This is a genomic window from Sorangium sp. So ce145, assembly GCF_051525985.1.
Lineage (GTDB): Bacteria > Myxococcota_A > Polyangia > Polyangiales > Polyangiaceae > Sorangium > Sorangium cellulosum_B.
In genome coordinates, this window is sequence record NZ_CP150315.1 from 9,269,748 (window position 1) to 9,295,444 (window position 25,697).

Annotated in this window: 19 protein-coding genes; 12 read left to right on the forward strand and 7 right to left on the reverse strand. The window is 73.1% G+C overall.

Features of this window, described 5'->3' with window-relative positions:
- Window positions 1-2: 2 nt before the first annotated feature.
- Window positions 3-3,026 carry a glycosyltransferase gene (locus WMF34_RS34310; protein WP_437990467.1) on the reverse strand — a complete coding sequence of 1,008 codons (3,024 nt, stop codon included), beginning with the start codon at window positions 3,024-3,026 and terminating at the stop codon, window positions 3-5.
- A gap of 20 nt (window positions 3,027-3,046) precedes the next feature.
- On the reverse strand, window positions 3,047-4,504 hold the full coding sequence (locus WMF34_RS34315) for a formylglycine-generating enzyme family protein (RefSeq protein ID WP_437990468.1): 1,458 nt from the start codon (window positions 4,502-4,504) through the stop codon (window positions 3,047-3,049).
- Window positions 4,505-5,686: 1,182 nt separating this feature from the next.
- Between WMF34_RS34315 and WMF34_RS34320 the strand changes: the two genes are divergently transcribed.
- A complete protein-coding gene (locus WMF34_RS34320; RefSeq protein ID WP_437990469.1) occupies window positions 5,687-6,937 on the forward strand; it encodes a hypothetical protein in 1,251 nt (416 codons plus the stop codon).
- 213 nt (window positions 6,938-7,150) lie between these two features.
- Here the strand turns inward: WMF34_RS34320 and WMF34_RS34325 are convergent, their stop codons facing one another.
- Window positions 7,151-7,942 carry a tetratricopeptide repeat protein gene (locus WMF34_RS34325; protein WP_437990470.1) on the reverse strand — a complete coding sequence of 264 codons (792 nt, stop codon included), beginning with the start codon at window positions 7,940-7,942 and terminating at the stop codon, window positions 7,151-7,153.
- 500 nt (window positions 7,943-8,442) lie between these two features.
- Here WMF34_RS34325 and WMF34_RS34330 point away from each other — a divergent pair, with 500 nt between their 5' ends.
- The 3 genes from WMF34_RS34330 (at window position 8,443) to WMF34_RS34340 (ending at window position 12,217) form a co-directional block, all read left to right on the forward strand.
- Window positions 8,443-9,741: an STAS domain-containing protein gene (locus WMF34_RS34330; protein ID WP_437990471.1), complete on the forward strand. Its 1,299-nt coding sequence runs from the start codon at window positions 8,443-8,445 to the stop codon at window positions 9,739-9,741.
- 342 nt (window positions 9,742-10,083) lie between these two features.
- Complete coding sequence (locus WMF34_RS34335) at window positions 10,084-11,577, forward strand: lamin tail domain-containing protein (protein ID WP_437990472.1); 1,494 nt, start codon at window positions 10,084-10,086, stop codon at window positions 11,575-11,577.
- Between the two features lie 454 nt (window positions 11,578-12,031).
- Window positions 12,032-12,217, forward strand: coding sequence for a hypothetical protein (locus tag WMF34_RS34340; protein ID WP_157907114.1), 186 nt, complete (start codon window positions 12,032-12,034; stop codon window positions 12,215-12,217).
- Between the two features lie 13 nt (window positions 12,218-12,230).
- Here the strand turns inward: WMF34_RS34340 and pssA are convergent, their stop codons facing one another.
- From pssA to WMF34_RS34360, 4 genes are all read right to left on the reverse strand, one after another.
- The gene (pssA, locus tag WMF34_RS34345; RefSeq protein ID WP_437990473.1) at window positions 12,231-13,157 is read right to left on the reverse strand and encodes a CDP-diacylglycerol--serine O-phosphatidyltransferase; all 927 of its coding nucleotides are present in this window, start codon (window positions 13,155-13,157) and stop codon (window positions 12,231-12,233) included.
- A gap of 218 nt (window positions 13,158-13,375) precedes the next feature.
- Window positions 13,376-14,014, reverse strand: a complete 639-nt coding sequence (locus tag WMF34_RS34350; protein ID WP_012239376.1) for a hypothetical protein — start codon at window positions 14,012-14,014, stop codon at window positions 13,376-13,378.
- A gap of 6 nt (window positions 14,015-14,020) precedes the next feature.
- Complete coding sequence (locus tag WMF34_RS34355) at window positions 14,021-15,424, reverse strand: selenium-binding protein SBP56-related protein (protein ID WP_044966486.1); 1,404 nt, start codon at window positions 15,422-15,424, stop codon at window positions 14,021-14,023.
- A gap of 277 nt (window positions 15,425-15,701) precedes the next feature.
- A complete protein-coding gene (locus tag WMF34_RS34360; RefSeq protein ID WP_012239378.1) occupies window positions 15,702-16,058 on the reverse strand; it encodes an antibiotic biosynthesis monooxygenase family protein in 357 nt (118 codons plus the stop codon).
- Between the two features lie 457 nt (window positions 16,059-16,515).
- Between WMF34_RS34360 and WMF34_RS34365 the strand changes: the two genes are divergently transcribed.
- From WMF34_RS34365 to WMF34_RS34400, 8 genes are read left to right on the forward strand one after another with little or no spacing between them, the layout of a single operon-like run.
- The gene (locus WMF34_RS34365) at window positions 16,516-17,634 is read left to right on the forward strand and encodes an NAD-dependent epimerase/dehydratase family protein (protein WP_437990474.1); all 1,119 of its coding nucleotides are present in this window, start codon (window positions 16,516-16,518) and stop codon (window positions 17,632-17,634) included.
- The gene (locus tag WMF34_RS34370; RefSeq protein WP_437990475.1) at window positions 17,631-18,767 is read left to right on the forward strand and encodes an SDR family NAD(P)-dependent oxidoreductase; all 1,137 of its coding nucleotides are present in this window, start codon (window positions 17,631-17,633) and stop codon (window positions 18,765-18,767) included. Before WMF34_RS34365 ends, WMF34_RS34370 begins: the two co-directional genes overlap by 4 nt.
- Complete coding sequence (locus WMF34_RS34375) at window positions 18,764-20,065, forward strand: TIGR04295 family B12-binding domain-containing radical SAM protein (protein WP_437994683.1); 1,302 nt, start codon at window positions 18,764-18,766, stop codon at window positions 20,063-20,065. Before WMF34_RS34370 ends, WMF34_RS34375 begins: the two co-directional genes overlap by 4 nt.
- Window positions 20,058-21,242 (forward strand): glycosyltransferase family 4 protein, encoded by a 1,185-nt coding sequence (locus tag WMF34_RS34380; protein ID WP_437990476.1) that lies wholly within the window; start codon window positions 20,058-20,060, stop codon window positions 21,240-21,242. Before WMF34_RS34375 ends, WMF34_RS34380 begins: the two co-directional genes overlap by 8 nt.
- On the forward strand, window positions 21,233-22,378 hold the full coding sequence (locus WMF34_RS34385) for a CgeB family protein (RefSeq protein WP_012239383.1): 1,146 nt from the start codon (window positions 21,233-21,235) through the stop codon (window positions 22,376-22,378). The genes WMF34_RS34380 and WMF34_RS34385 overlap by 10 nt, the downstream gene beginning before the upstream one ends.
- Window positions 22,375-23,514, forward strand: coding sequence for a CgeB family protein (locus WMF34_RS34390; protein WP_437990477.1), 1,140 nt, complete (start codon window positions 22,375-22,377; stop codon window positions 23,512-23,514). Before WMF34_RS34385 ends, WMF34_RS34390 begins: the two co-directional genes overlap by 4 nt.
- On the forward strand, window positions 23,511-24,674 hold the full coding sequence (locus tag WMF34_RS34395; protein WP_437990478.1) for a CgeB family protein: 1,164 nt from the start codon (window positions 23,511-23,513) through the stop codon (window positions 24,672-24,674). Before WMF34_RS34390 ends, WMF34_RS34395 begins: the two co-directional genes overlap by 4 nt.
- Window positions 24,671-25,678 (forward strand): UDP-glucuronic acid decarboxylase family protein, encoded by a 1,008-nt coding sequence (locus WMF34_RS34400; protein WP_437990479.1) that lies wholly within the window; start codon window positions 24,671-24,673, stop codon window positions 25,676-25,678. The genes WMF34_RS34395 and WMF34_RS34400 overlap by 4 nt, the downstream gene beginning before the upstream one ends.
- The last annotated feature ends 19 nt before the right edge of the window (window positions 25,679-25,697 follow it).

Below are 25,697 nucleotides of genomic sequence, written 5' to 3' on the forward strand. Positions count from 1 at the left end.
CCTTACCACGGGGACGCCTCCCGCCCGCCCAGGCACACGCCCACGTAATCGGCGACCATCCTCTCCAGCGAGAACCGCTCCCGCGCGCGCTCCCAGCCCGCCGCCCCCATGCGCGCCCGCCGTGCCGGATCGGCGCCGAGCTCCACGAGCGCCGCGGCGAGCGCCTCCGCGTCGCCCGGCGGCACCAGCCGGCCCGTCACGCCGTCGTCCACCTGCTCGGACATGCCGCCGACCGCCGTGGCCACCACCGGCAGCCCCTCGGCCATCGCCTCCAGCGACGCGTTCGGGCACCCGGCGGGCTCGGCGATCAGCGCGAACACGTCGAGCTCGCGCAGGAACGCGCGCGTGTCGGCGAGCTCGCCCACCCACTCGACCGACAGCCCCGCCGCCATCCGCCGCAGCTCCTCGGCGTGCGCCTCGGCGCCGCGCTCCACGCCGCCCGCGATGCGCAGCACGTGCGGCGGCAGCCGCGGCGCCACGAGGCGAAGCGCGGCGAGGAGCTCGTCGAGCTTCTTGTGCGGGTGGATCCGCGCCGCCGTCCCGATCGCGAGCCGCCCGTGCCCGCCGCCGGACGCGCGCGGCTCGGACGCCGGCGAGCACGACGCCGCCATCGGGCGCGGGCCGAGCGCCACGCCGTTCGGCACGACATGCGCCGGCGCCCCGAGCACCTCGACGGCGAGCGCCGCCTCGGCCCCGTACTTGACGATCACCCCCGCGAGGCGAGCGCCATAGTCGCGCGGCGCGCGGTACGGCAGCCCGCGGCGCGGCGAGGCGAAGTAGCGGCGCAGCGAGGCGAAGTACATCTCGCCCGGGCTGATGTCGAAGAGCGGGACGTCGAGCAGCCCGTCGGCCAGGAGCACCTTGTGCTCGGCGATCACGTTCCACATCAGCACGGCCTCCGGCGGGTCCTCCTCGATCGCGCGCAGCAGGCGCTCCACCGCCTCGGCCGGCTCGATGTCGGCCGGCGGCGGCACCGCCAGCACCGGGATGCCCGCGGCCGCGAGCGCGCGCCGCCCCGGCGTCGGGTACTCCGGCTGCTCCTCGATCACGGCCGCCCGGCCGCGCACGCCGGCCGCCGCGAGGCCGAGCAGCAGCCGGCGCGCGCTCGACTGGGCCCCACCCATCGAGAAGTTGTTCGTGACGAGGAGCAACCCGTCGCCCCGGTGCACCCCGCGGTTCCGCGCGATCGCCCGCGGGTAGAGCCGCGCGTACCCCTCGGCCATCCGCGCGAGGCTGAAGTGCCGCGCCACGACCTCCCGGCCGCTCGGCGGCCCCACGCCGGCGCGCGCCTCCGCCACGACCTCCCGGCCGCTCGTCGACGCGTCGCGCGCGCCGCCCTCGGCGCCGGCGCGCGCCGCCGCCACGATCGCCCCGGCGAACCGCTCGGGCGCGGCGTCGAGCGGCAGGTGGACCATCGCCGGCGTCTCGGCCGCGATCTCCGCGGTGCCGCCGGCGCCGGTCGCGACGACCGGGAGGCCCGCCGCGAGCGCCTCCAGGTGCGCGAGGCTCAGCCCCTCGTGGGCGCTCGGCGACACGAGGACGTCGGCCGCCGCGAGCAGCCCGGCGACGTCGCCGACCGCGCCCGCGAAGCGCACCTCGGCGCGCAGGCCGAGCCGGTCGACCTCGCGCCGGATCTCCGCCTCCGCGGCCAGCGCCTGCTCGCTGCCCGGCGATGCGCTCCCGGCGATGACGAGCCGAGCCGCTCGCGGGTCGCCGGCCGCCGCCAGCGCGGCCCGCGTGGCCGCGAGGATTCCAGGCAGCAGGTGCAGCCGCTTCTGCGGCCGCGGGTTCGCCACGGCGAGCAGGACGAGGTCGTCCGGCGCGATCTCGAGGCGCCGCCGCCACGCCGCTGCCTCCGCCGACCCGGCTCGGCGCACCGCCTCCGCCCCCCCGGCTCGGCGCACCGCCTCCCCCGACCCGGATCCGGACCGATGCGCCTCCGCCGCCTCGGCCCGGCGCGCCGCCTCCGCAGGCGCGAGGTCGATGCCGTTCCAGACCGTGCGCGCCGGGATCGGCAGCGCGCGCTCCGCGAGCTCCGCCTCGACCGCGCGCGCGCACGCAACGAGCAGCGCCGCGCCGTCCGGCGTGAGGCGATCGAGCCCCGCCGGCCAGCCTGCAGCCACGTTGTGCACCGTGACGAGCGGGCGGTACCCGCGCGCGGACAGCCGCGCGAGGTCCTCGGCGTCGAGCAGGTGCGCGTGCGCGAGATCCGCGCCCCACGCGGCGAGCCCGCGGGCGAGCGCGTCGAAGCGCGCCTCCCGATCGCCGCGCGCATCGGACAGATCGAGCGCCCCCGGCGGCGCGGCGAACGTGGCGCGGGTCGGCCGGTACACCGCGCAGACGAGCGAGCGCACGCCGCGCCGCGGCAGCTCCCTCGCGAGGTCGATCGCGATCCGCTCGGCGCCCCCCTGCTGCAGGCTGGTCACCACCTGCGCGACCCGCGGCGCCGCGTCGTCGCACACGTCGAGCGGCGCGTGCCGCACCACGCGCGCCCGCCGCGCCCCGAGCTCACCCTGGAGCGCGGCATCGAGCGGCTCGCCCGCGCCGAGCCGCGCCGCGACGCCCGCGGCGAGCGCCCCGTCGAGGTACACGCTCGCCGCGCGGGGCAGCCCCGGAGCGCGGCGGGCGCGCGCGGCGCGGCTCAGCTCGCCGCCCGTGGCCCGCAGCAGCTCGGCCCACGCCGTGGCGTCCGGCCCGGCCGCGGAGGGCGCGGCGAGATCGATCGGCGCAAGGACGGCGCCGAGCGCGCAGAGCGGCAGCCCGGTGTCGCTCGGCGGCGGGAACGGGTCCGGCTCGATCGCCGCGGAGAGCGCAGGCCAGGCGCCCCCGCGCACGAGCCACACCGGCCCCGCCGCGAGCGCCTCCGCCGCGGCCGCGAGCGGCGCCGCCGTGAGGTCGACCGGCGCGAGCCCGGCGAGCCGGAGCGCGCGCAGCGTGCGGCCGGCGCGGGCGCGGTGCGCAGGCGCTTCGGCGAAGACGGCGCAGAGCGGGCGGCGCATGCGGGAGCTGCGGAACGTGCGGGACATGCGAGGGCGAGCGGCGCGGCTCAGTAGGCCGACGGATAGCCGCGAAACGGCGCGGCGGCGGCCACGTCCGGCGCGCTCGAGATGCGGTCCCTCGACCGGTGCCGCCCGGCGGCCGCGCGCGGCGCGGCGGACGGCGCCGCGGCCCACCCGGCCGCGCGCGGAGCGGCCCACGCGGCCGCGCCGATCTGCTCGACCTCCACGGCGGACGGGACGCCGCCCGTGTAGACGAACTGCCCGCGCGGGCCCGGCTCGATCGGGACCGACGCGCGCCGCATCGCGCCCTTCACGAGGCAGCGGTAGTGGAGCATCGACCCGTGCAGGTGCGGGGGCGCGTGCAGCCAGAAGCCGTCGCCCTGCGGCCGGAACGTCACGCCGGGCGGCGCCCCCGCCATGGGCCTGCGGCCGACGGCGCGGTGCACGAGCAGGCCGATGAGGCCGATGACGGCGCTGGCCAGGACGAGGCCGCCGCCGACGAACCCCACCGTCGCCGCGGTCGACCAGGAGCTCGAGCGCGGCGCCTGCGCGGTCGCCGCCGGCGGCGGGGTCGGCCCTGGCGCCGCGGCAGGGGCGCTCGCCGAGAGCGCGGCGACAACGCGGAAGCCGTTGTCCGCGTTGCGGCTGCCCGGGTCGTTGCGGTACCGCGCCGCGGCGCGCAGGTGCTTCGCGTCCTTGAGCCACGACCCGCCGCGCAGCACGCGGCGGGGCTTGTCGCCGGCAGGGGGCGCCGTCTGCTCGGGGTCGACCGCAGGGCCGGGCGCATAGGGGCCGTACCAGTCGCGACACCACTCGTAGACATTGCCGCTCATGTCGTGCAGGCCGAAGGCGTTCGGCTGCTTCTGCCCGACAGGCCTCGTCCCGCTGCCCGCGTTGCCCTTGAACCACCCGATGGCGGCCGCGGCGCTGTCGGCGTCACCCGCGTAGAACCGCGTCTGGGTCCCCGCGCGGTCGGCGTACTCCCATTGCGCCTCCGTCGGCAGGTCGAAGGCGCGGCCGGTCTTCTGCGTCAGCCAGCGGGTGAACTCGCCCGCGTCCTTGAAGGTCACCAGGGTCACCGGGTGCACGTCGGTCTGCGGGAAGCCGGGAGTCCTCCAGGTGAACTCCTTGCGCTGCGAGAGCCCCTTGCCGTCGAACCCGAACCCGCCGGAGGCGCCGACCTCCGCCTCCGTGCGGTAGCCGGTCTCCGCGGCGAAGCGCGCGAACTGCCCGACCGTGACCGGAAACTTCCCCAGGTAGAAGTCGCGGCCGAGGGTCACGTCCCGGACCGCCTCGTCGTCGCCGCGCCCGGCCTCCGCGGGCGGCGAGCCCTGGCGGAAGCGCCCCGCCTTCACCAGCACGAGATCGAGCTGCACCCCCCCGAGGTCGATCGCGACGGCGGGCGCCGGATCCGCGGCCCGCGCCGAGTCCGGGGCGAGGAGGGCGACGGCCGCCCCGAGGGCGATCGCAGGAAGGACGTGGCAGGCGGTGGCGCGAGGCTGCACGGGCCCACGCTACCAGAGAGCGCGGCCGAGGTGCGCTCGCAGCGACCCGGGCGGCGCAGCCGACCGAGCGGTGACCGAGCGGTGGTGGCGCGGCGGTGGGCGCCCGGATGGCCCTCGCCCCGCCGGAAGAGCGGGCGCGCCGGCGCGCGCCCCTGCCTCGCTACCTTGCGCCACGCTCGCGACATCACACTTATGAAAACATCTTTACAGTTCTTCACTCAACACATGATCTGACCGGCACCAGCGCGAAAACAGCTACAAAACAGCCCGCCAATGCCGCTCCGGGTGACCCATCGGCGCCGGGAGCGAGGCTCGACAGGCGCTCGTCCGCATGGCATCCAGCGATGCTCGACGCCGGACTCCAAAGCGGCCCCGCGCGTCCTGGCCACAACTCACAGCGAAGCGAAAGGATGTACGCACTGTCGGCCGAGGCCTTCGATATGCCATGGTACGCGGGCGAGCGCGGGGCGCGTGGCTCGTCCTCCGGCGCAGAGGACGTCGTATCCTTGCTGCGCGATGGCCGCCTGACGACCGATCGTTCAGCGTGGGAGCTCACGGCGAACGACCCGCGGCGCGCCTTGAACCGCGCGCTGCGAGCGGCTGCACGAGCACAGCCTGTCCTCGCTCTCGCGACAGACTCACGTGTGGGTGGCGAGGGGATTCCCTCATCCCGCCGGCACGAGGGAGCCGCCGAGTCGTCCCATGCGCCCCTCGCCGCGGCGGGCGGCAGCGAGGACAGTGGGGAGTTCGGCGCGGCGCCGAGCGTACGTGTCGACGTGGTGAGCGGTACGATCATCGCTTTCGGCACGTCGGCGTTTGATCTGCAGCGAGGCGTCAACGAGGACATTGCTTTTGGCGGCGGCGATCACTATTGCATCGGGGCGACGCCGGCTCGCCTCGAGGCGCGGCTCGCCACGGACACGCTGCTCGGCCGCTCTCCGAGGTGGGGCTCGCGGGACCGGCCGAGCGGGCGCGGCCGCCCTCGATCCTGGGGATGACTTCATTATCCGTCCGCCTCCGCCCTCGATGGGATGAGGTCGGAGCGGACATGCCGGCGCGGACCGGCCGACTTCGATCGATTTCTCCGGGTGCGCGCCCCTCCGCGAGCGCCCGGGAGCCATGCGCGCGCGACACGACCGGCGCGCGCGAGATGCGATACCAACACACGGCAGGGATCAACGCATGCGAACAACGACCTCACTCATCGCTCTCCTCGGCGCAGTCGCGCTCTTCGGCTGTTCTTCCTCGGACTCCGGCCCTCAACCCTCCGAGGACGAGCTGCTCGCGCCGCCGGCCGAGGGCACCGGAGTGCAGTATCGGATGGTCTCCACGCTCGATCCGGGGCAGGAGATCGAGCGCTGCCAGCTCTTCGTCGCGCCGCCGGAGGGGCTCAACGTCAACCGGGAGCTGGTGCGGTATTCCGGCGGGAGCCACCATGTGCTCCTCTACGCGACGCCGTACACGTCGATCCCGACCGAGACGCGCCGGGGCGTCGCCCTGGACGCGACCCAGGTCCACGACTGCAACGACGGCCCCCAGGCCGACTGGGACGTCACCGGCGTGGTCGCCGGCTCCCAGTCGCCCGACGGCAACTCCTTCCTTGAAGGGCTCCCGGAGGGCGTGGCGCTCAAGGTCGCGCCGGGCACGGTGCTCCTCATGAACACCCATTACGTGAACGCTTCGCCCGAGGCCATCGAGACTGACGCGCGCATCAACCTCTACACGATCGCGGACGACGAGGTGAAGGTCGAGGCGGGCATGCTGTTCCATTACAACCCCTTCATCAACGTGCCGGCGCGCGGCAAGTCCACGGCGCGCATGCGCTGTGTCACCGAGAACGACATCTCGGTCGTGAGGATCCAGTCGCACATGCACCGCCGCGGCGTCGGCTATGTCGCGCACAAGGTCGGTCTCGACGGCACGATGAAGGAGCTCTATGCCCACGACCGGTGGGAGGGGGTCCCGTCCCAGGAGTTCACGCCGTTCCTCGAGGTCAAGGCGGGAGAGTCCCTGGACTACCGCTGCGAGTACAACAACGTCGAGGATCGCACCATCGCGCAGGGCCTGACCAGCCGCGACGAGATGTGCATGCTGATCGGGCCGTACTTCCCGCGCTCGCCGGCCTACGAGAACTGCCAGACCGAGGAGGGCCTGGTCGCGGCGACGTGGTTCGGCGACGGGACGGCCACGTGCGCCGAGACGTTCGAATGCATCAGCAACGGCAACGGGGAGGCCGAGGTCTTCGGCTGCGTGGTGAACAGCTGCGAGAGCGTCGGGCCCCAGCTCTCGGCGGCGCTCGCCTGCCAGATGACGGGAGGGAACGGCGCCTGCATCGAGGCGTGCAGCGGCGAGGACGCCCAGGCCTGCAACACGTGCGTGGGCGAGGCGTGCGCCGCGGAGATGGAGGCCTGCCAGACCGCGACGTGCGACTGACGTCGCGATGACAGGCGCCGCGGGGCGGCCCTGCGCCATCCCGCGGCGATCCTCCCGCTCCCGGAGACGATCCTCCCGCTCCCGGGGGCGATCCTCCCGCTCCCGGGGGCGATCCTCCCGCTCCCGCGCCGCTCGTTCAGGGAGCCGCGAGGAGCTCGGCCGCGAGCGCTCTCCCGTTCCACGCCCGCCTCGCGCATGGCGCCAGCGCTCGCGTCAGAACTTCCCCTGGAGCTCGATCCGCCCGAGGCCCACCCCGGCGCTCCAGACCACGCCGCGCGGCGCTCGCGGCGGCGCGCCCGCAGCCGCAGGCGCGCCAGCGGCGTCGGGCGCGCTGCCGCCGCCGGGCCGGACCACGACCAGCACGACGCCCGCCGCGGCCGCCGCCGCGCCCACGACGAAGCTCACGGTGGACACGTGGCCCAGCGTGGCCGCTGAATCGGCGTCGCCTTGCAGCTCTGCCGGGCAGCGCCGGCCCTCGCAGCGCGACCTGATGTCCGAGACCTGCGACAGCGACATGAGGCCGGTCACGGCGCCGACGCCGATGCCCACCGCCCCGAGCCCGAACGCGACGCCGGCGGGGACCAGCGAGCCGCCGCCCTCCGCCCCGGCCGGCGCCGCGGGCTCGGCGCGAGGAGGCGCCTTCGCCGCGGCCGCGTCCAGCGCGGCGCGCACGGCCGCGAGCTCGGTCTCGGCGTCCTTCCGCGCCTCGAGGAACGCGGTCGGCGGATCCTCCGGGAGCGGCTCGCCGAGGACCTGCTCGTACAGGTCGCGCGCGGCCTCCAGGCGGCCGAGCTTGCGCTGGCACCGCGCCATGTAGAGCACCAGCGTCGGCGCATGAAAGAGGCGATCCGCCTCCTGGAAGACGTCGAACGCCTCCTGCCAGCGGTCCGCGCCGTACAGCTTGAGCCCCTCGTGCGCCTTGGTCCGGGCGGCCTGCTGCGCCTCGGCCGCGGCGCCGTCCGGCGGAGGCGCCCCGAGCGCCGGCACGGCAGCCAGCAACGTCACAACGAACGCACACCGGCGAAGACAGTTCGAGAGCATCATCATCCTTGTCCGTCAGAAGCCGTCACAAGCGGTCAGAGCGGTCAGAAGCGGTCGAAAACTGGAGCAGAAGCCGGAGAGGGCGCCGCGGCCGTCGCCTGCTCCACGGCCCCGCGCGCGCCGCCTCGCCGCGGCGGCTGACACCTTAAGGGGAAGAGCGCACCACCGTCCAGCGACGACTCGGACGACTCGGATGGCGAGCGCCGTGATCTCCCAGGATCCCCGGCGCGCCCGCCGCCCGCCCGGCGAGGTCACCGCGGCGCCGCGGCGCTGGCCAGGGGCCGCGCGCGGCGCCGATCCATGGCGAACGAGCGAAACGAAGGGACGACGCCGCGTCGAAACGGATTCGATACATGGCGCATGGTACGGCTTCATGCATGACTTGCCCCCTCAAACGCTCGGATGAACTGGCGGCGCGAGCTCGATTGAGGCTCGACAATGTCCTGACGGATGAGCGGTCGCTCGTGGACCTGCTCCGGGTGGTCACCGTCGACGTCCACGAGGCAGCGAGCGTCGAAGAGGCGCTGCATCGTACCATCACGCACATCTGCAATCACCTCGGCTGGCCGGTTGGGCATGCGTACGTGCCGGCCGCGGACGATCCGTCTCTGCTCCTTCCCACGGCGCTCTGGCACCTGAGCGATGAAGCAAAGTTCGCGACGTTCAAGGCTGTCACGGAAGCGACGCAGTTCACCGCGGGGCTCGGTCTCCCCGGGAGGGTGCTCGCCTCGAAGGAGCCGGCGTGGGTGCGCAACGTCACGGTGGACGCCAATTTCCCGCGCGCCAGGCTCGCGAGGAACCTGGGCGTGAAGGCGGGGTTCGCGTTCCCCGTGGTGGTCGGCGCGGACGTCGTGGCCGTGCTGGAGTTCTTCTCCGACGCCGAGCACGCGGACGACGGGAAGTTCACGGCGACCATCGGCCGCATCGCGCGGCAGCTCGGCCGCATCTTCGAGCGCAAGCACGGGCAGGAGATGCTGAGCAGGGAGCGGGACTTCATGGCGGCCGTCATGGATCTCGTCGACGGCCTCATCGTGGTGCTCGACGCGCGGGGTCGCATCGTCCGCATGAACAGCGCCGCCGAGCAGGCGCTGGGGAGCGCGCGGGGGCTCCGGGAGGCCCGGTTCCTCTGGGATCTCACGCCCGATCCGCGCGCGTCGGCGCAGCTCAAAGACCTCTTCGAGCAGCTCGGCGCGGGCGGGTCGAAGAAGCAGGTGGAGGTGCCGTGGGCGGCTGCAGACGGCGCCCGCCGGGTGACGGCGTGGTCGGGCGCCGTCCTGCGCGGCAGGGACGAGCGGGTCCGGTTCGTCATCATGACCGGCATCGATCTGACGGAGCGCAAGCGCGCCGAGGAGGAGCGCGCGCGGCTGCAGGAGGAGGTGATCAAGGCCCAGGACGCCGCGCTGGCGAAGCTGTCCGTGCCGCTCATCCCGATTTGCGACCACGTGGTGGTCGTGCCGCTCATCGGCCCGCTCGAGGCCGGGCGGGTGCGCCGCATGATCGAGGCGCTGTCGCGCGGCATCGCGGACCGCCGCACGCGGATCGCCATCATCGACCTGACCGGCGTGGACGAGATCGATCCGCCGGCGATGGAGGCGCTGCTCGAGGCGGTGCGGGTCGCGGGCCTCCTCGGCGCGCGGGTGGTCCTCACGGGGATCCGCCCCGAGGTCGCCCAGCGCCTCGCCGAGCGCGGCGCGGACATGGGCCGCTGCGCGGTGAAGAGCTCCCTCCAGAGCGGGATCGCGTTCGCGATGGCGAGCCGCTGAGCCGCTGAGCCGACCAGCGCGCCCGACGTCGGGTGTCGTCCGTCCGTGACCGGAACGGCATCATCACTGCATGGAACAGGGACGAACGCGACACCGTCGCGCCCTCGTTCCGTGCTGTAATGAGGCGCTCCTGACAACCCCCCTCATTATGCTGGCATCTTCAGAAGATAAAATTCAACAGGGAGGCGGGGAGACGGGGAGAGAGAGAGAGAGAAAAAAAATTCATTGTTCTCCCCGTCTCCCCGCCTCCCTGTGAATTCTCTCGAAAAATTCGAGGGGATGCTTCAGGAGACGATCCCCAGAAAGGTCGGGTGCAGCGCTATGCGATCGACGTCTTCCCTCTTGAAGCGATCCTTATGGGTTCGGCTGCCTCTGCTCGCCTCGGCGCTCGCCGTGGCCGCGTGCGCGGCCGGTCCGCCGCTCGACGTGGACGAGGCCGCGGAGGCGGAGCTCCTCGGCGAGCACAGCGACGCGCTGTCGACGCGCGTCCGGCTCATGGCCGCCAACATCACGAGCGGCAACCACCAGAGCTACGATCCCGGGCACGGCCAGCGCATCCTGAAGGGAATCAAGCCCGACATCGCCCTGCTGCAAGAGTTCAACTACGGCGGCAACACCATCTCCGAGCTCCGCGGCTTCGTGGACGAGACGTTCGGCGCCGGGTTCAGCTACTACCGCGAGAACGGGGCGCAGATCCCGAACGGGATCGTGAGCCGGTGGCCTATCGTGGCGGCCGGCGAGTGGGACGACACGTCGGTGAGCAACCGGGACTTCGCGTGGGCGCGCATCGATATCCCCGGCCCTGGCCACGTGTTCGCGATCAGCGTCCACCTCCTGACGTCCAGCGCGGCGGCGCGCAACAAGGAGGCGCAGAACCTCGTCTCGTTCATCGAGGCGAACGTGGCCCAGGGCGATTACCTGGTCATCGGCGGCGACTTCAACACGGGGAGCCGGACCGAGGCGTGCGTCTCGAGCCTCTCGGACGTCGTCGTCACGGCCGGGCCCTATCCCGCCGACCGGAACGGGAACACGAACACCAACGCCGGCAGGACGAAGCCCTACGACTGGGTGCTCGTCGACGGCGATCTGGAGGCGTACGAGACGGCCGTCGTGATCGGCGGGAGCAGCTTCGCGAACGGCCTGGTGGCGGACACGCGCGTCTACTCGCCGCTCTCCGAGATCAGCCCCGCGCTCTCGCCGGACAGCGGCGCCCCGAACATGCAGCACATGGGCGTCGTGCGCGACTTCCTGGTCCCCGACGGCGGCGGCGGTGCCGGCGGAGCCGGCGGCAGCGGCGGGGCCGGCGGCAGCGGCGGAGCTGGCGGCAGCGGCGGAAGCGGCGGAGCCGGCGGAAGCGGCGGGGGCACGGGCACCGCCATCGTGATCATCAACGAGGTCCTCGCGAACGAGCCGGGCAGCAACACGGCCGGCGAGTTCGTGGAGATCGTCAATGTCGGCACGGCGGCGGCGGCCATCGCCGGATGGACGCTCTCTGACGGCACGTCGACGCGCCATACCTTCCCGGCCGGCGCGTCGCTCGCGCCCTCGACGGCCATCGTGGTGTATGGCGGCGCCTCCGCCGTGCCGAGCGGCAGCGGGGCCGTCGCGGCGTCCACGGGGTCGTTGAACCTCGGCAACAGCGGGGACACGGTCAGGCTGCGAAACGCCTCGAGCGCGACCGTGGACGCCGTCACCTACGCGAGCGGGCTCGCCGCGCAGGACGGCATCTCGATGAACCGCAGCCCCGACGCCTCCCCGGAAGCGCCCTTCGCCCTGCACAGCACCCTTGGCGCGAGCGCCTCTCCGGGCCGTCGCGCGGACGGCTCGGCGTTCTGAGGCGCCACCCGGACACATCCCATCGAGGTCGAGGCCGAGCGCTGAAGCGCCAAGTGCGCCGCCAGCACGAGCCTGCTCGCGGCCGCGCAATGGCCACGCCAGAGGCCGGTACCCAGGGTTGACGGGAACCACCAGGGCTCTAGATGGTGGAGCGCGTCAAGGCCGGAGAGGGGCCTGACGTACAGCCGATCGTTCGGGACAAGCATCGTTCTCTCAATGGCAGGAGGGGTGATCCATGAGCAGGCTACGCCGCGGTCTCGCTACCCTGGCCGTCGTGTCGCTCACGTCGGCGGCCGCCTATGCGCAGATGATGATCTATGCGTATTCCGGGCCGACCACCAGGGCCGGAGGGGTCACCGGGACCACCCATCGAACGTTCACCTATGTGTCGATGGGCAGATGGGAGGCACGAACGAAAAATATCTGGAGTGATGGGCTACAGGACCCCGAACAGGTGGATTACTACCTCGAGTACGACAGAGGGCCCGGGAAGGTCTGCTTGAGCCACGAGCACCAGGACCCGATCTGCCTCCTGGACGACGGGATCTACACGTATCGCGCGTGGCCGGGGTCCCCGAGCGCCGAGGTGAAGTGGTGGAAGCAGCAGGGGAACGGATACTGGCAGTCGGGGAGGCCGTGATCGGCGGGCCGCGCTACGGCCGCTCCTCGCCTCCTCCGGCGCGCGCCTCAAGCGCAGCCGGAGCGCCGCGCCGCAGCGCCGGGAGCCGCCAGAGCGACTCGACGACGCCGAGCAGGACATAGACGCCGAGCCCCCCGGCGAGGACGAGCGCGGGCCCCCATCGGATGGAGAGGAGCGCGCTCGATCCGAGCGCGAGCGCGATGGCCAGCAGCGTGCGGGGGCCCGGCCGGAGATCCTTGAACGAGCGGAACCGGAGGGTCGACACCATCAGCATCGAGAGGAGCAGCGTCGTCGCGAGGACCGCCGGCGCGACGCCGGCGCCGCCGAGCTGCCCGCCGGCGCCGTGGCGGGTCATGACGATCGCTATGAGGATCCCCGCGGCGCCCGTGACGGGGAGGCCCACGATGTACCTCGCGGGCGACGGCGGCCCGCCCGCCTCGCCCATGGAGAGGACGTTGAAGCGGGCGAGCCGGATCGCGCCGCACGCGGCGAACACGGACCCGCCGAGCACGCCGGCGAGACCGAGGCGGTGGAGCGACCCCTGATACACGAGCAGCGCCGGGGCCACGCCGAAGGAGACGAGATCGGCCAGCGAGTCGAGCTGGACCCCGAACGCGCTCTCGGTCCGGGTCATCCGCGCGACGCGGCCGTCGAGCGTGTCGGCGAGCATCGCGACGAGGAGGAGGAGCGCGGCGCGCTGGAGGTCGTCGTCGGACCGCGCGGAGGCCGAGAGCCGTATCGCGTCGAAGCCGCAGAAGACCGAGGACAGCGTGATCAGGTTGGGCAGGAGGTACAGGGCCCGCCTTGGCGCGGGCCGCGGCCGCTCCAGCGCCACCTCGCCGCGAGCGCGCTCGGGGCGCGCGCTCGTCGCCTGCCCCGGGCCCGCGGGACACCACGGCCCGACGCCGGTGTCCCACGCTGCTGGAGAATGTTCTGACATGGTGCCGATCCCGCGGGACAGGGGCGCCGCGGCTGAAGGCCGCTGCCCGATGAGCGCGCCCGGCCGGCCTCGTAGTACACGAGGCGGCTCGCGTTCAAGCGGCAGGCCGCTCGGCGGCGCAGCGGCGCGCAGGCGGGCCGTCGTCGCCCCTCGCGGTGTCGAGGCGGGCGCGGGCGAGCTCGGTGGCCAGGCCGCCGCCCGTCACGACGGCCTGGACGTCAGAGCAGCGCCGCGATGACGCCGGCCCCGATGAGCGCGACCGCCCAGGCGCGATCGAGGTTGAACCAGGCGGTGCGAAGGATGGCGACGCCGAGCTTGTGATAGACAACGAGCGCGACAGCGGCCGCCGCCCCCATCATGGCGGCCGTGTGGACGAGGACCGCGGCGAGGTAGCCCAGCGGGCTCGCGAGCGACAGGCCAGCCGCGTTGTGGCACCCGCCGCCGTGGCACGGAGCGGGGCTCTCGGCGCCGAGCAGGAAGACCGGGAGCAGCATGAGCCCCGCGCCGTGCGCTGTGGCCATCAGGAAGGACCACCAGGTCAGGTCGAGGAAGCCGACGCGCATCCCGACCCACCTCGGGTGGCGCGGCCTCACCAGCTTGAGCACGCCGAACACGACGAGCGCGGCCGCCGTGAGCCACCGCAGCGCCGCGGCGGGGACGCTCGCGAGCCCGACCCCGAGCAGCGCGACCGTGAGGCCGATCGACGCCGCGTGGCCGAGCGCGATCGGGACGAGCGCCCGCCGCACCGCGCCGCTGCTCTTCTCCTGCAGGCCCAGGGCGACCGCGAACAGCCAGCCCATGCCAGGGTTGATGCCGTGATAGGCGCCGAGGAGCGCCAGCGTGAGCCAGGGCATCATGGCCGGCTAGGGGTAGCAGAACGAGTCGGACGACGCGTCGCCCCCCTCGAGCCGCACCTGGTGAGGGCGCAGCGAGCCGAAATCGACGAAGAACTCGGGATCGACCGCGAGGCCCCCGCCCGCCGCCACATCGATCTTGGCCATCCAACCGCCGACGCCCTCGGGATAGAACTGCTCGTCCCACGACGCATACAGCGAGTTGGTGAAGTAGACGCGCCGGCCGTCGCGGCTCACCTCGACCATCTGCGGCCCGCCCCGCAGCGGGCCGGAGCGGGGATGCGCCGCCCGCCGCACGATGCCGCCGAGGTGCACCGAGCCAACCAGCTTCGGGTGGAACGGGTCGGATACATCGTACTGGCGGAGCTCGCCCGTGCCCCAGCAAGACACGTAGAGGAACCGGTCGTCGAGGGAGAGGTTGATGTCGGTGATCAGCGGCGGCACCGCCTTGAAGCCCTTGAGCAGCGGCGGCAAGAGGTCGGGATCCGCGGGCTCGGCCGGCACCTCGATCACCTTGCGGATCGCCCACCGGTCGCCGTCGCGATGCCAGAGCCAGATCGAGGCGGAGAGATCCTTGACGCTCACGACGACGCCGACGAAGCCATAGGCCTTGGTCGGATCGTGGGCGGGGCGGAGCTCCAGCGCCATCTGGTGCTCATCGCCCAGATCCAGCGCCTGGAGGTGCTTGCGCTTCCGCAGGTCCCACACATGAACGCGGTGGCCGTACTTCTTGCCGAGCAGGAGCTCCGGATTCACGCCTTCCTCGATCATCTTCGGCGTCCCCCACTCGCTCGTGAGGAGGGTGTCGTGGCCGAGGTGCCACCAGAAGTCGTAGTGAAGGAACTGGGGCCCTCGATCGATCTCCCATCGGCCGAGCACATCGAAGCTCTCGCAGTCGAGCACGAAGATGCCCCCGGGCCCGTCGCCGTCGGGGCCGCCGAGCGCGCTCACGTAGATGCCGTCGGGGCCGCAGTGCAGCGTGTGCGGGCGAGAGTAGCCTGCCCGCTTCGCGATCTCCTCGGCGCGCACCGTGTGGACGAGCTCGGGGCGGCGCGGGTCCGGCTTGACGTCGAAGACGAAGATGTTCGACGAGCGGAGCGCCGGGAGCAGGAGAAAGCGGCGCTCGACGTGGGGGTGCGGCGCGTAGGGGCACAGGGCGGCGCTGCACGCGTTCCAGCCGGAATGGTGCAGCTCGTCGCCGTAGGTCGGCAGCTCGTTGACCGAAACCAGGGTGCCGTACGCCGGCGACCGCGGATCGAGATCGACGACCGTGAGCGCGTCATGGCGCAGCTCGCCGGGGCGCTTCAGCGCGGCGCCCGCGTCGAGCGCGGTCACGTAGGCCAGCCGCTCGGGCGGCGCCTCCATCGCCAGGCGCGGCGACGGGTAAAAGGTGGGATCCGGACGAAACCGCATGCGCTGCGTCTCCTTGGTTCTGGGCGTTCGCGTGTCGTTCCAGGCGCCGCCCGCGAGGACGGCGCGCGCTGCCCGCGGCGCGAGGCCGTGAAGGGCGGCAGGCGACCTGGCCGATGCGCCTCCTCCCCGGGCGGCTCCGCGCGTCGGGCCGGGTTCAGTCAGACCGTCGACGTGGATCCGTTATAACAGAGGCCTCGCACGGGGTCTACCGTCCCGGCAGGCGCCGCGCTCGATCGCCGGCGCGCTCCGGGCCTACCCCTGCCGCCGCGCTCCGGGCCTACCCCTTCAGATCGGTGCTGAGGAACACCTCGTGGATATCGAGCTTGCTCGGGCCCGCGAACATCTCCTTCGGCGCGCGGTTCCGGTGCGCCTCCGCGAACGCGGGGCTCCTCGTCCAGGCGATGAAATCGTCCATGGACCGCCACCAGGTCTTCACCTCGTAGAACCCCTGCGCGTCCGGGTCCGGGCTCCACGCGCCGGTCGCGTGGTCCAGCTTCATCGGCTTCGGCCTGTGGACCTCGTTCCGGATGAAGCCGGGCGCCTGATCGACCAGGTGGACCCTGTTCTTGAAGCGATCCTCGAAATCGGCCTCGTGGCCCTCGGCGACGGGAATGCGGTTGGTGACGACGATCATCGCTCCTCTCCTTCTTGCTTTCTTGCTCGTGCGGGAGGCCCGCGCTGCGGGCGGCGGCAAGCTTAGCAGCGCCCGTGCCCGGCCGGGGCCGCGCGGCGCTGGCGCCGCCCGCGCGCTCGCGCCGCTCGCACGCCGGCAGAATGCCTGGGAATCCCCCGGAGCTCAACGCAATGCCGCTGGCGACACGCAAGCGATCAGAAGCATCGCTACGGATTCACCCTAACCGCTCCGACGTCAGCGGATCTCGCGCACTCGAACGGTACAGACTGGCCCGGTAGACAGACGGGAAAGCCCCTATGGGCTCGCCAGACTCGAGCATTCCTCAGCGGAGCACGGAAAATCGCACGGAGCGGGCCCTTGTTGAATACCTCACAAACCGTGTTGCGTGATCGTGAGTCGCATGATACTCGGATGGCGTCCGGGGCAACGATCATGCCCTGTTTCGAACCAGAGGGATATGACGAGTCACGTCCTCATCACCGGTGGAGCGGGGTTCATCGGCTCTCACGTGGCCGACGAGCTCCTGCGCCAGGGGGTCCGCGTCCGGGCGCTCGACAGCCTGGTCCCCCAGGTGCACGGCCCCGACCGCCGCCGCCCGGCGTACCTCGACCCGGAGGTCGAGCTCATCGTGGGTGATGTCCGCGACCGGGACGCGGTGAAATCGGCGCTCCGCGGCGTGGACGCGGTCGTCCACTTCGCGTCCGCGGTCGGGGTCGGACAGAGCATGTACAAGATCGCGGAGTACACCTCGATCAACAACCTCGGCACCGCCGTGCTGCTCGAGGAGCTCGCCGCGAAGCCGGTCTCGAGGCTGCTCGTCGCCTCCAGCATGAGCGTGTATGGCGAGGGGCTCTACCGGGCGGCCTCCGGCGCGGTGGTCCCCGGCGCGAGTCGGCCGCTCGAGCAGCTCAAGCGCGGCGACTGGGAGGTCCGGAGCGAGGCCGGCGAGGCGCTCGTGCCCATCCCGACGCCCGAGTCCAAGCCCCCGTCGCTCGAGTCGGTCTATGCGCTCTCCAAGTACGACCAGGAGCGGCTCTGCCTGATGATCGGGCGCGCGTACCAGATCCCGACCGTCGCCCTCCGCTTCTTCAACGTCTACGGCCGCCGTCAGGCCCTCTCCAACCCGTACACCGGCGTCCTCGCCATCTTCGCCGCGCGGCTCCTCAACGACCGTCCGCCCGTGATCTTCGAGGACGGGCTGCAGCGGCGCGATCTCGTGAGCGTCACCGACGTCGCCCGCGCCTGCGTCCGGGCCCTCGGCGCCGACGCCGCGGTGGACCAGGTGCTCAACATCGGCAGCGGGCGGTCGTACACCGTACGCGAGGTCGCCGAGCGCGTCCGCGACGTGATGGGGAAGAGCGGTATCGAGCCCGAGATCGTCGGGAAAGCCCGGCTGGGCGACGTCCGGCACTGCTTCGCCGACATCGGCGCTGCGCAGCAGAAGATCGGGTATGCGCCCCGGGTCTCGCTCGAGGAGGGGCTCCGCGATCTCGCCGACTGGCTCGAGGGGCAGGTGGCGAAGGACGCTGTCGCCCAGGCCCGCGCCGAGCTGGAATCCAGGGGGCTGACGGTATGAGCGCCGCGGCGGATGGCCCTGGCGGCGCGACCGCTGCGCCGGGGCGCCCGGCGCTGATCACCGGCGGCGCCGGCTTCATCGGGGCCAACCTGGCCCACCGCCTGCTCCAGGCGGGAGAGGCGGTGATCCTCTTCGACAACCTCTCCCGCCCCTCGGTGGCGCGCAACGTCGAGTGGTTGAGGCGCACCCACGGCGACCGCGTCACGCTGATCACCGGCGACGTGAGGGACGCCCGCGCGGTCGCGGCCGCGGTCCGGCGCGCCTCCAGCGTCTTCCACTTCGCCGCCCAGGTGGCCGTGACGACGAGCCTCGTCCAGCCGGTGGAAGACTTCGAGATCAACGCCCGCGGGACGCTCAACGTGCTCGAGGCGATCCGCGCCGAGAGCGCCCCGCCGCCGCTCCTTCTGACGTCCACCAACAAGGTGTACGGCGGCCTCCCCGACCTCCCGCTCTCGTGCAGCGGCCGGCGCTACGAGCCCGCGGATCCGGAGCTCCGGGCCTCCGGCGTCTCCGAGGCCCGCCCGCTCGACTTCCACAGCCCCTACGGCTGCTCCAAGGGCGCGGCGGACCAGTACGTCATCGATTATGCCCGCACCTTCGGGCTCCCCGCGGCGGTGTTCCGGATGAGCTGTATCTACGGTCCTCGCCAGTTCGGGACCGAGGACCAGGGGTGGGTCGCGCATTTCCTCCTCCAGGCGCTCCGGCGGGAGCCGATCACCCTTTACGGCGACGGGATGCAGGTCCGGGACGTGCTCTTCATCGACGACCTCGTCGACGCGCTCCTCCTCGCCCGCAGGGACATCCGGCAGATCGCGGCGTCGGCGTTCAACGTCGGCGGGGGCCCGGAGAACACCCTCAGCCTGCTCGAGCTGCTCGATCTCATCGAGGAGCTCGACGGCAGGCGCCCCCTGATCGGCTTCGAGGGGTGGCGGCCGGGCGATCAGCGGTACTACGTCTCCGACTGCCGCCGGCTCTCCGCGGCCACGGGGTGGTGGCCGCGTGTCCGGGTCCGCGAGGGGGTGCGCAGGCTGCACGGCTGGCTGCGGGAGATGACGGAGGCGACCGGCGCCGCGAAGGCCGCCGCCGGCGCCGGCCAGCCAGCGAAGGAGCCGTGCGCGGGGGGCGTCCGGTGAGGTTCGCGCTCGTCAACCCGGCCTGGAGCTTCGAGGGGAGCATCTATTTCGGCTGCCGCGAGCCTCACCTGCCCCTCGAATACGGCTACGCCAGGGCGCTGCTCGAGGCCGCGGGGCACGAGGCGACCCTCGTCGACGCCCAGGCCCGGGGCCTCGCCGACGGCGCCCTCCGCGACGAGGTGGCCGCGCTCCGCGCCGACGCCATCGTGGTGACCACCGCGCCGAGCTACCTCTTCTGGCGCTGCGCCCCGCCCGAGCTCCGCGTCCCGCAGCAGGCGCTCCGCGCGCTCCACGGGCTGCCAGGGCTCCGGCTCGCGGTGGGCCCCCACGCCTCCACCACCCCCCGCGCCACCCTGCGCAAGCTCGGGGTCGACGCCGTGGTGATGGGCGAGTGCGAGGACGTGCTGGTGGAGCTCGCCGATCGCCCGCGATCGCGCTGGGGCGAGATCGACGCGATCGCCTGGCTGGAAGGCGACGAGGCGCGCGTGCAGGGCGGCCCGCGTGCGTCGGACATGGCCCGGCTGCCGGCCCTCCGCTGGGACGACGCGACGGTGGCGCGCCACGCCCACCACCACCACCGCTTCGACACCGCGCCGATCGGCCCCGGCGCCGAGGTCGAGGCGTCGAGAGGGTGCCCCTACCACTGCACCTTCTGCGCGAAGGACAACTTCCGCGACGGCTACCGCAAGCGCCCCCTCGACGTGCTCCTCGACGAGATCGACGGGCTCGTCGCCCAGGGGGTTCGTTACGTCTATTTCATCGACGAGATCTTCCTGCCGGATCGCCCGCTGCTCGAGGCGCTCGTCGATCGCCCGGTGTCGTTCGGCGTCCAGATGCGCGTCGACAGCTGGAGCCGGGAGATGCTCGACCTGCTCGGGAGAGCGGGGTGCGTCTCGATCGAGGCAGGGGTGGAGAGCGTCACCCGGGAGGGCAGGAGCCTTTTGGCCAAGCGCTGCAGGCTCTCGACCGAGCAGCTCGGCGATCTCCTGATCCACGCCAAGAAGAGCGTGCCCTTCGTCCAGGCGAACCTGATCCAGTCGCCGACCGACGATCCCGCGGACGTCGCCGCCTTCCGGGAGCGGCTCCGGCAGCACGGCGTGTGGGCGAACGAGCCGGTGCCGATGTTCCCTTACCCGGGCTCGCCCGAGTACACGATGCGCTGGGGCACCCCCGACGACGAGGCGTGGGAGCGCTCGGTCGCGCACTACCTCGATCAGTTCGAGCGCTTCAGCGACCTCCAGGACAGCCGCCCTCTCCCGCTCTCCGCGCTGGAGATCGCGCCCCCCGGCCATGGCTGACGCCGCGCGCGCCCCCGGCTCGGTCCTGATGACCGCCGACACGGTGGGGGGCGTCTTCTCCTACGCGATCGAGCTCGCGCGCGCGCTCGCGGCGCGCGGGGTCCGGACGTCGCTCGCCACCCTCGGCGGGCCGCTCTCCGCGGCCCAGCGCGAGGCCGCGGGCCGCGTGCCCGGGCTCGCCGTCTTCGAGAGCTCCTTCCGGCTCGAGTGGATGGAGGACCCGTGGGACGACGTCGCGCGCGCCGGGGACTGGCTCCTCGAGCTCGAGGAGCGCGTCCGGCCGGCGCTGATCCACCTGAACGGCTATGCGCACGGCGCGCTCGGCTTCCGCGCCCCGAAGCTCGTGGTGGCCCACTCGTGCGTCCTCTCCTGGTGGGCCGCGGTCCTCGGCGGGGAGGCGCCGCCGCGGTACGATCGCTACCGGCGCGAGGTGGCCCGGGGGCTCGCCGCCGCGCCGGCGGTGGTGGCCCCGACCCGGGCGATGCTCGACGCGCTCCTGCGCCACCACGGCCCGCTCCCCGGGGGCGCGCGGGCGGAGGTGATCCACAACGCCGCCGACCCCGCGCGGTTCGCCCCGCGCCCCAAGGAGGAGCTCGTCCTCGCGGTCGGGCGGCTCTGGGACCAGGCCAAGAACATCGAGGCGCTCGGCGAGGTGGCCCCTCACCTGCCCTGGCCGATCCAGGTGGCCGGGAGCGACGTCCGCCCCGGCGGGGGCGCGGGCGGGACACCCCTCCCCTCGCCCCTCCCCTCGCCCCTCCCCTCGCTCGGACACCTCGGCGTGCTCTCGCCGTCCGCCGTCGCCGCCGCGCTCGGCCGCGCGTCGATCTACGCTCACCCGGCCCGCTACGAGCCGTTCGGCCTGTCGGTCCTGGAGGCGGCGCTCTCCGGGTGCGCCCTCGTCCTCGGCGACATTCCCAGCCTGCGCGAGGTCTGGGGGGACGCGGCCCTCTACGTGGATCCCGGCGACACGGAGGCGCTCCGGCGCGCGCTCCGGGCGCTCATCGACGCGCCCGGCGCGCGGCGCGAGATGGCCACGCGCGCCCGCGCCCGCGCCCTCGGCTTCTCGCCGCGGCGGATGGCCCGGAGCTACCTGCGCCTCTACGGCGAGCTCCTCGAGCGCGGGCCTGGCGAAGAAGATCGCTCGCCGTGGAGAGGGGAGCACGCGCCATGCGCATAGCCCTGTTCTGCCACTCCCTGCTCTCCGACTGGAACCACGGGAACGCGCACTTCCTCCGCGGCGTGGTCACCGAGCTCGCCGAGCGCGGGCACGAGGTCCGCGCCTTCGAGCCGAGGGACGCCTGGAGCCTCCAGAACCTCGTGGCCGATCACGGCGAGGCGCCGCTGCGCGAGGTGAGGGAGGTCTACCCGCGCGTCGATCCGATGAGGTACGACCTTGCCTCGCTCGACCTCGACGAGGCGCTCGAGGGCGCCTCGCTCGTCCTCGTCCACGAGTGGAGCGAGCCCGAGCTGGTCGCCCGCATCGGCGCGCACAGGGCACACGCGTCGCGCGCGTCGTACCGGCTGCTCTTCCACGACACACACCACCGGTCGGTCACGGATCCCGGGGCCATGACCCGCTACGACCTCACCCGCTACGACGGCGTCCTCGCCTTCGGCCGGGTGATCCGCGATATCTACCTCGCGCGCCGCTGGGCCCGCCGGGCCTTCGTCTGGCACGAGGCCGCGGACGTGCGCGTGTTCCGCCCGCGCCGCGAGGCCCGGCCGGAGCGCGATCTCGTGTGGATCGGCAACTGGGGCGACGAGGAGCGCACCCGCGAGCTCGACGCGTTCCTGATCGGCCCGGCGCGCGATCTCGGCCTCTCCGCCCGCGTGCACGGGGTGCGCTACCCCGAGCACGCCCGCGCCGCGCTCGACGCGGCCGGGATCGAGCACAGGGGCTGGCTCCCCAACTACCGCGCTCCCGAGGCGTTCGCGCGGGCCAGGGTGACCGTCCACGTCCCGAGGAGGCCCTACGTCGCCTCGCTCCCGGGGATCCCGACCATCCGGCCGTTCGAGGCCATGGCCTGCGCCATCCCGCTCGTCTGCTCGCCGTGGAGCGACGCGGAGGGGCTGTTCTCGCCCGGCCGCGACTACCTCGTCGCCCGGGACGGCGACGAGATGAAGCGGCGCCTCGCGGCCCTGCTCGCCGAGCCCGCCCTGGCCGCCGAGCTGGCGGAGCGGGGGCGCGCGACGATCCTCGCGCGCCACACGTGCGCCCACCGGGTCGACGAGCTCCTCGCCATCGCCGCCGAGCTCGGCGTCGAGGTCGACCGCCCCGCGCCCGCCGCCACACCCCAGCGAGCCACGTCATGAACCGACGCAACCCACGCCCGACCGCGAGCCGATCGCTCGACATCGCCTTCTTCGGATCGAGCCTCGTCTCCGCCTACTGGAACGGAGCCGCTACCTACTACCGCGGCATCCTCCGCGCCCTCGCGGCGCGAGGGCACCGCATCACCTTCCACGAGCCGGACGCCTACGATCGCCAGAAGCACCGCGACATCGAGGACCCGCCGTGGGCCCGCGTCGTCGTCTACTCCGGCACGGACCCGGCAGAGCCCAGGCGGCTCGTCGAGCAGGCCCGGAGCGCCGACGTCGTCGTCAAGGCCAGCGGCGTCGGCGTCTTCGACGAGCTGCTCGAGGCCGAGGTCGCCGCGCTCGATCGGCCGGGGCTCACCACGATCTTCTGGGACGTCGACGCCCCGGCCACGCTGGAGCGGGTCCGCGCCGCGCCGTCGGATCCCTTCCGCGCGCAGATCCCGCGCTTCAACCTGGTCTTCACCTACGGCGGCGGCGACCCGGTGGTGCGCGGCTACGAGGCGCTCGGCGCGCGGCGCTGCGCGCCGATCTACAACGCGCTCGACCCCGAGACCCACCTCGAAGTCCCGCCAGATCCTCGATTTCATTGCGATTTTGCGCTGCTCGCCAACCGCCTGCCGGACAGGGAGCGGCGCGTGGAGGAGTTCTTCCTGCGGCCCGCGGCCGCGCTCCCCGGGCTCCGGTTCCTCCTTGGCGGCAGCGGCTGGCAGGACAAGGTCATGCCCCCGAACGTCCGGTACGTCGGGCACGTCTACACGGCGGACCACAACGCCTTCAACGCCAGCGCCCGCGCGGTGCTGAACGTGGCCCGCGACAGCATGGCGTCGGTCGGCTTCTCCCCGGCGACCCGGGTCTTCGAGGCCGCGGGCGCGGCCGCGTGCCTCGTCACGGACGCCTGGGAGGGGATCGAGCTCTTCCTCGAGCCCGGGCGCGAGGTGCTTGTCGCGAGGAGCGGCGACGACGTCGTGGAGATCCTCCGGGCGCTCACGCCCGAGCGGGCCCGCGCCATCGGCAGGGCGGCGAAGCAGCGCGTGCTGGCGGGGCACACCTACGCCGAGCGCGCGAGGCAGGTCGAGGCGCTGCTGGCCCGCCCCGACGGCGCAACCCTCACCGCGATCGCGCCGCCGTGAAGCCCATCTCCTTCGTCTTCCTGGGCCTGTCGATCACCTCGTCGTGGGGCAACGGCCACGCGACGACGTACCGCGGGCTGCTCCGGCGGCTGGCCCAGCGGGGGCACGGCGTGCTGTTCCTGGAGCGGGACCTCTCGTTCTACGCCGAGAACCGCGACCTCCCGAGCCCGCCCTACGGCCGGACCGAGCTCTACCGGGGGCTCGACGATCTCCGCGCGCGCTTCGGGGGCGCGGTGCGCGACGCGGACCTGGTGGTCGTCGGGTCGTACGTGCCCGACGGCGCCGAGGTCGGCGCCTGGGTGACGGAGACGGCGCGCGGGAAGACCGCGTTCTACGACATCGACACGCCGGTGACCCTCAAGCAGATCGAGCGGGGCGGCGCCGGGTACCTGTCTCCGGCGCTCATCCCGCGGTACGACCTGTACCTCTCGTTCACCGGCGGCCCGACGCTAGAGCGGCTCGAGCGCCGCCACGGGGCGAAGCGGGCGCGGCCGCTCTACTGCGCGGTGGATCCGGACGAGTATTTCCCCGAGCGCGCGCCGCCCCGGTGGGATCTCGGCTACCTCGGCACGTACAGCGCCGATCGCCAGCCCACGCTGGACCGGCTCCTCGTCGCGCCGGCGCGCCGCTGGGGGCGAGGCCGCTTCGTCGTCGCCGGCCCGCAGTACCCGGCGGACATGGGCTGGCCCACCAACGTCGAGCGCACGGATCACGTCCCGCCGGGCGAGCACCGCGGCTTCTACGGCGCGCAGCGCTTCACGCTCAACGTCACCCGCCGGGACATGATCGAGGCGGGGTACTCGCCGAGCGTGCGCCTCTTCGAGGCCGCGGCCTGCGGGGTGCCGGTGATCAGCGACGACTGGCCTGGCCTCGACGAGCTCTTCGAGCCGGGCAAGGAGATCCTGGTCGCCCGCTCCCCGGAGGAGGTGCTCCACCTGATCCGCGAGCTCCCCGAGCGGGAGCGGATCGCGATCGGCCAGCGGGCGCGCGAGCGCGTGCTCGCCCGACACACCGCGGCGCACCGCGCCGAGGCGCTGGAGAGATACACCCGGGAGCTGCTCGACGAGCAGGACGCGCCGGAGCGCCGGAGCGCCCGGGGGGCCGGGGACGATGACGTCGACGTGGGGAGTCGACCTGGAGAGGAGGTCAGAGAGACATGAGCGCAGCGCTCCGCATCCTGGTGACCGGGGGCGCCGGATTCGTCGGCTCCCACCTGTGTGATCGGCTGATCCGCGAGGGCCACGAGGTCGTCGCGCTCGACGATCTCTCGACGGGCTCCCGGGACAACGTCGCCCATCTCCTCTCTCACCGGCGCTTCCGGCTGGTGGAGCACGACGTCATGCAGCCGTACGAGCGGGAGGTCGACCGCATCTACAACCTCGCCTCGCCGGCGAGCCCGCCGCATTACCAGCGCGATCCGGTCCGGACCACGCTGGTCAACGTGCTCGGCGCGCTCCACGCGCTGAAGCTCGCCGAGGGCTGCGGGGCGCGCGTCTTCCAGGCGTCGACCAGCGAGGTCTACGGCGATCCCGAGGTCCACCCGCAGCCGGAAGGCTACCGGGGCGCGGTGAACCCGATCGGGATCCGCTCCTGTTATGACGAGGGGAAGCGGTGCGCCGAGTCGCTGCTCATGGACTTCCACCGCCGCGGCGTCGAGGTGCGCCTGGCGCGGATCTTCAACACGTACGGTCCGCGCATGGCGCTCGATGACGGTCGGGTGGTGTCGAACTTCATCGTACAGGCGCTCCGGGGTGAGGACCTCACAGTGTACGGCGATGGCTCCCAGACACGGAGCTTCTGCTACGTGGAGGACCTCATCGAGGGGATCGTCCGGCTGATGGAGCACCCGGCCGAGACGGGCCCGGTGAACCTGGGCAATCCCGAGGAGTTCACGGTGCTTGAGCTCGCCGAGGAGGTGCTTCACCTGACCGGGAGCCGGGGTCGGGTGGTGTTCCGTCCGCTGCCCGAGGACGATCCGAGGCAGCGGCAGCCGGTGATCGACCGCGCGCGGCGGGTGCTCGGCTTCGAGCCGAAGGTGCCGTTGCGCACGGGACTGCGCCGCACGATCGAGGGTTTCCGGAGCGCGCTCGGGCTGGGCCATCGCGCACCTGGGCTCCCGGTGTCGGACGATGACGCACCGTTGCCCCGTGCGGCGAACGGCTGAGCCGCGCCGACCGTAGAGT

What these genes read in the sequence shown, in the direction of transcription:
- WMF34_RS34310 (WP_437990467.1), bottom strand. Translation starts at nt 3,026, where the DNA reads ATGTCCCGCACGTTCCGCAGCTCCCGCATGCGCCGCCCGCTCTGCGCC.
- WMF34_RS34320 (WP_437990469.1), top strand. Translation starts at nt 5,687, where the DNA reads ATGCGAACAACGACCTCACTCATCGCTCTCCTCGGCGCAGTCGCGCTC.
- pssA (WP_437990473.1), bottom strand. Translation starts at nt 13,157, where the DNA reads ATGTCAGAACATTCTCCAGCAGCGTGGGACACCGGCGTCGGGCCGTGG.
- WMF34_RS34350 (WP_012239376.1), bottom strand. Translation starts at nt 14,014, where the DNA reads ATGATGCCCTGGCTCACGCTGGCGCTCCTCGGCGCCTATCACGGCATC.
- WMF34_RS34355 (WP_044966486.1), bottom strand. Translation starts at nt 15,424, where the DNA reads ATGCGGTTTCGTCCGGATCCCACCTTTTACCCGTCGCCGCGCCTGGCG.
- WMF34_RS34360 (WP_012239378.1), bottom strand. Translation starts at nt 16,058, where the DNA reads ATGATCGTCGTCACCAACCGCATTCCCGTCGCCGAGGGCCACGAGGCC.
- WMF34_RS34365 (WP_437990474.1), top strand. Translation starts at nt 16,516, where the DNA reads ATGACGAGTCACGTCCTCATCACCGGTGGAGCGGGGTTCATCGGCTCT.
- WMF34_RS34370 (WP_437990475.1), top strand. Translation starts at nt 17,631, where the DNA reads ATGAGCGCCGCGGCGGATGGCCCTGGCGGCGCGACCGCTGCGCCGGGG.
- WMF34_RS34380 (WP_437990476.1), top strand. Translation starts at nt 20,058, where the DNA reads ATGGCTGACGCCGCGCGCGCCCCCGGCTCGGTCCTGATGACCGCCGAC.
- WMF34_RS34385 (WP_012239383.1), top strand. Translation starts at nt 21,233, where the DNA reads ATGCGCATAGCCCTGTTCTGCCACTCCCTGCTCTCCGACTGGAACCAC.
- WMF34_RS34390 (WP_437990477.1), top strand. Translation starts at nt 22,375, where the DNA reads ATGAACCGACGCAACCCACGCCCGACCGCGAGCCGATCGCTCGACATC.
- WMF34_RS34400 (WP_437990479.1), top strand. Translation starts at nt 24,671, where the DNA reads ATGAGCGCAGCGCTCCGCATCCTGGTGACCGGGGGCGCCGGATTCGTC.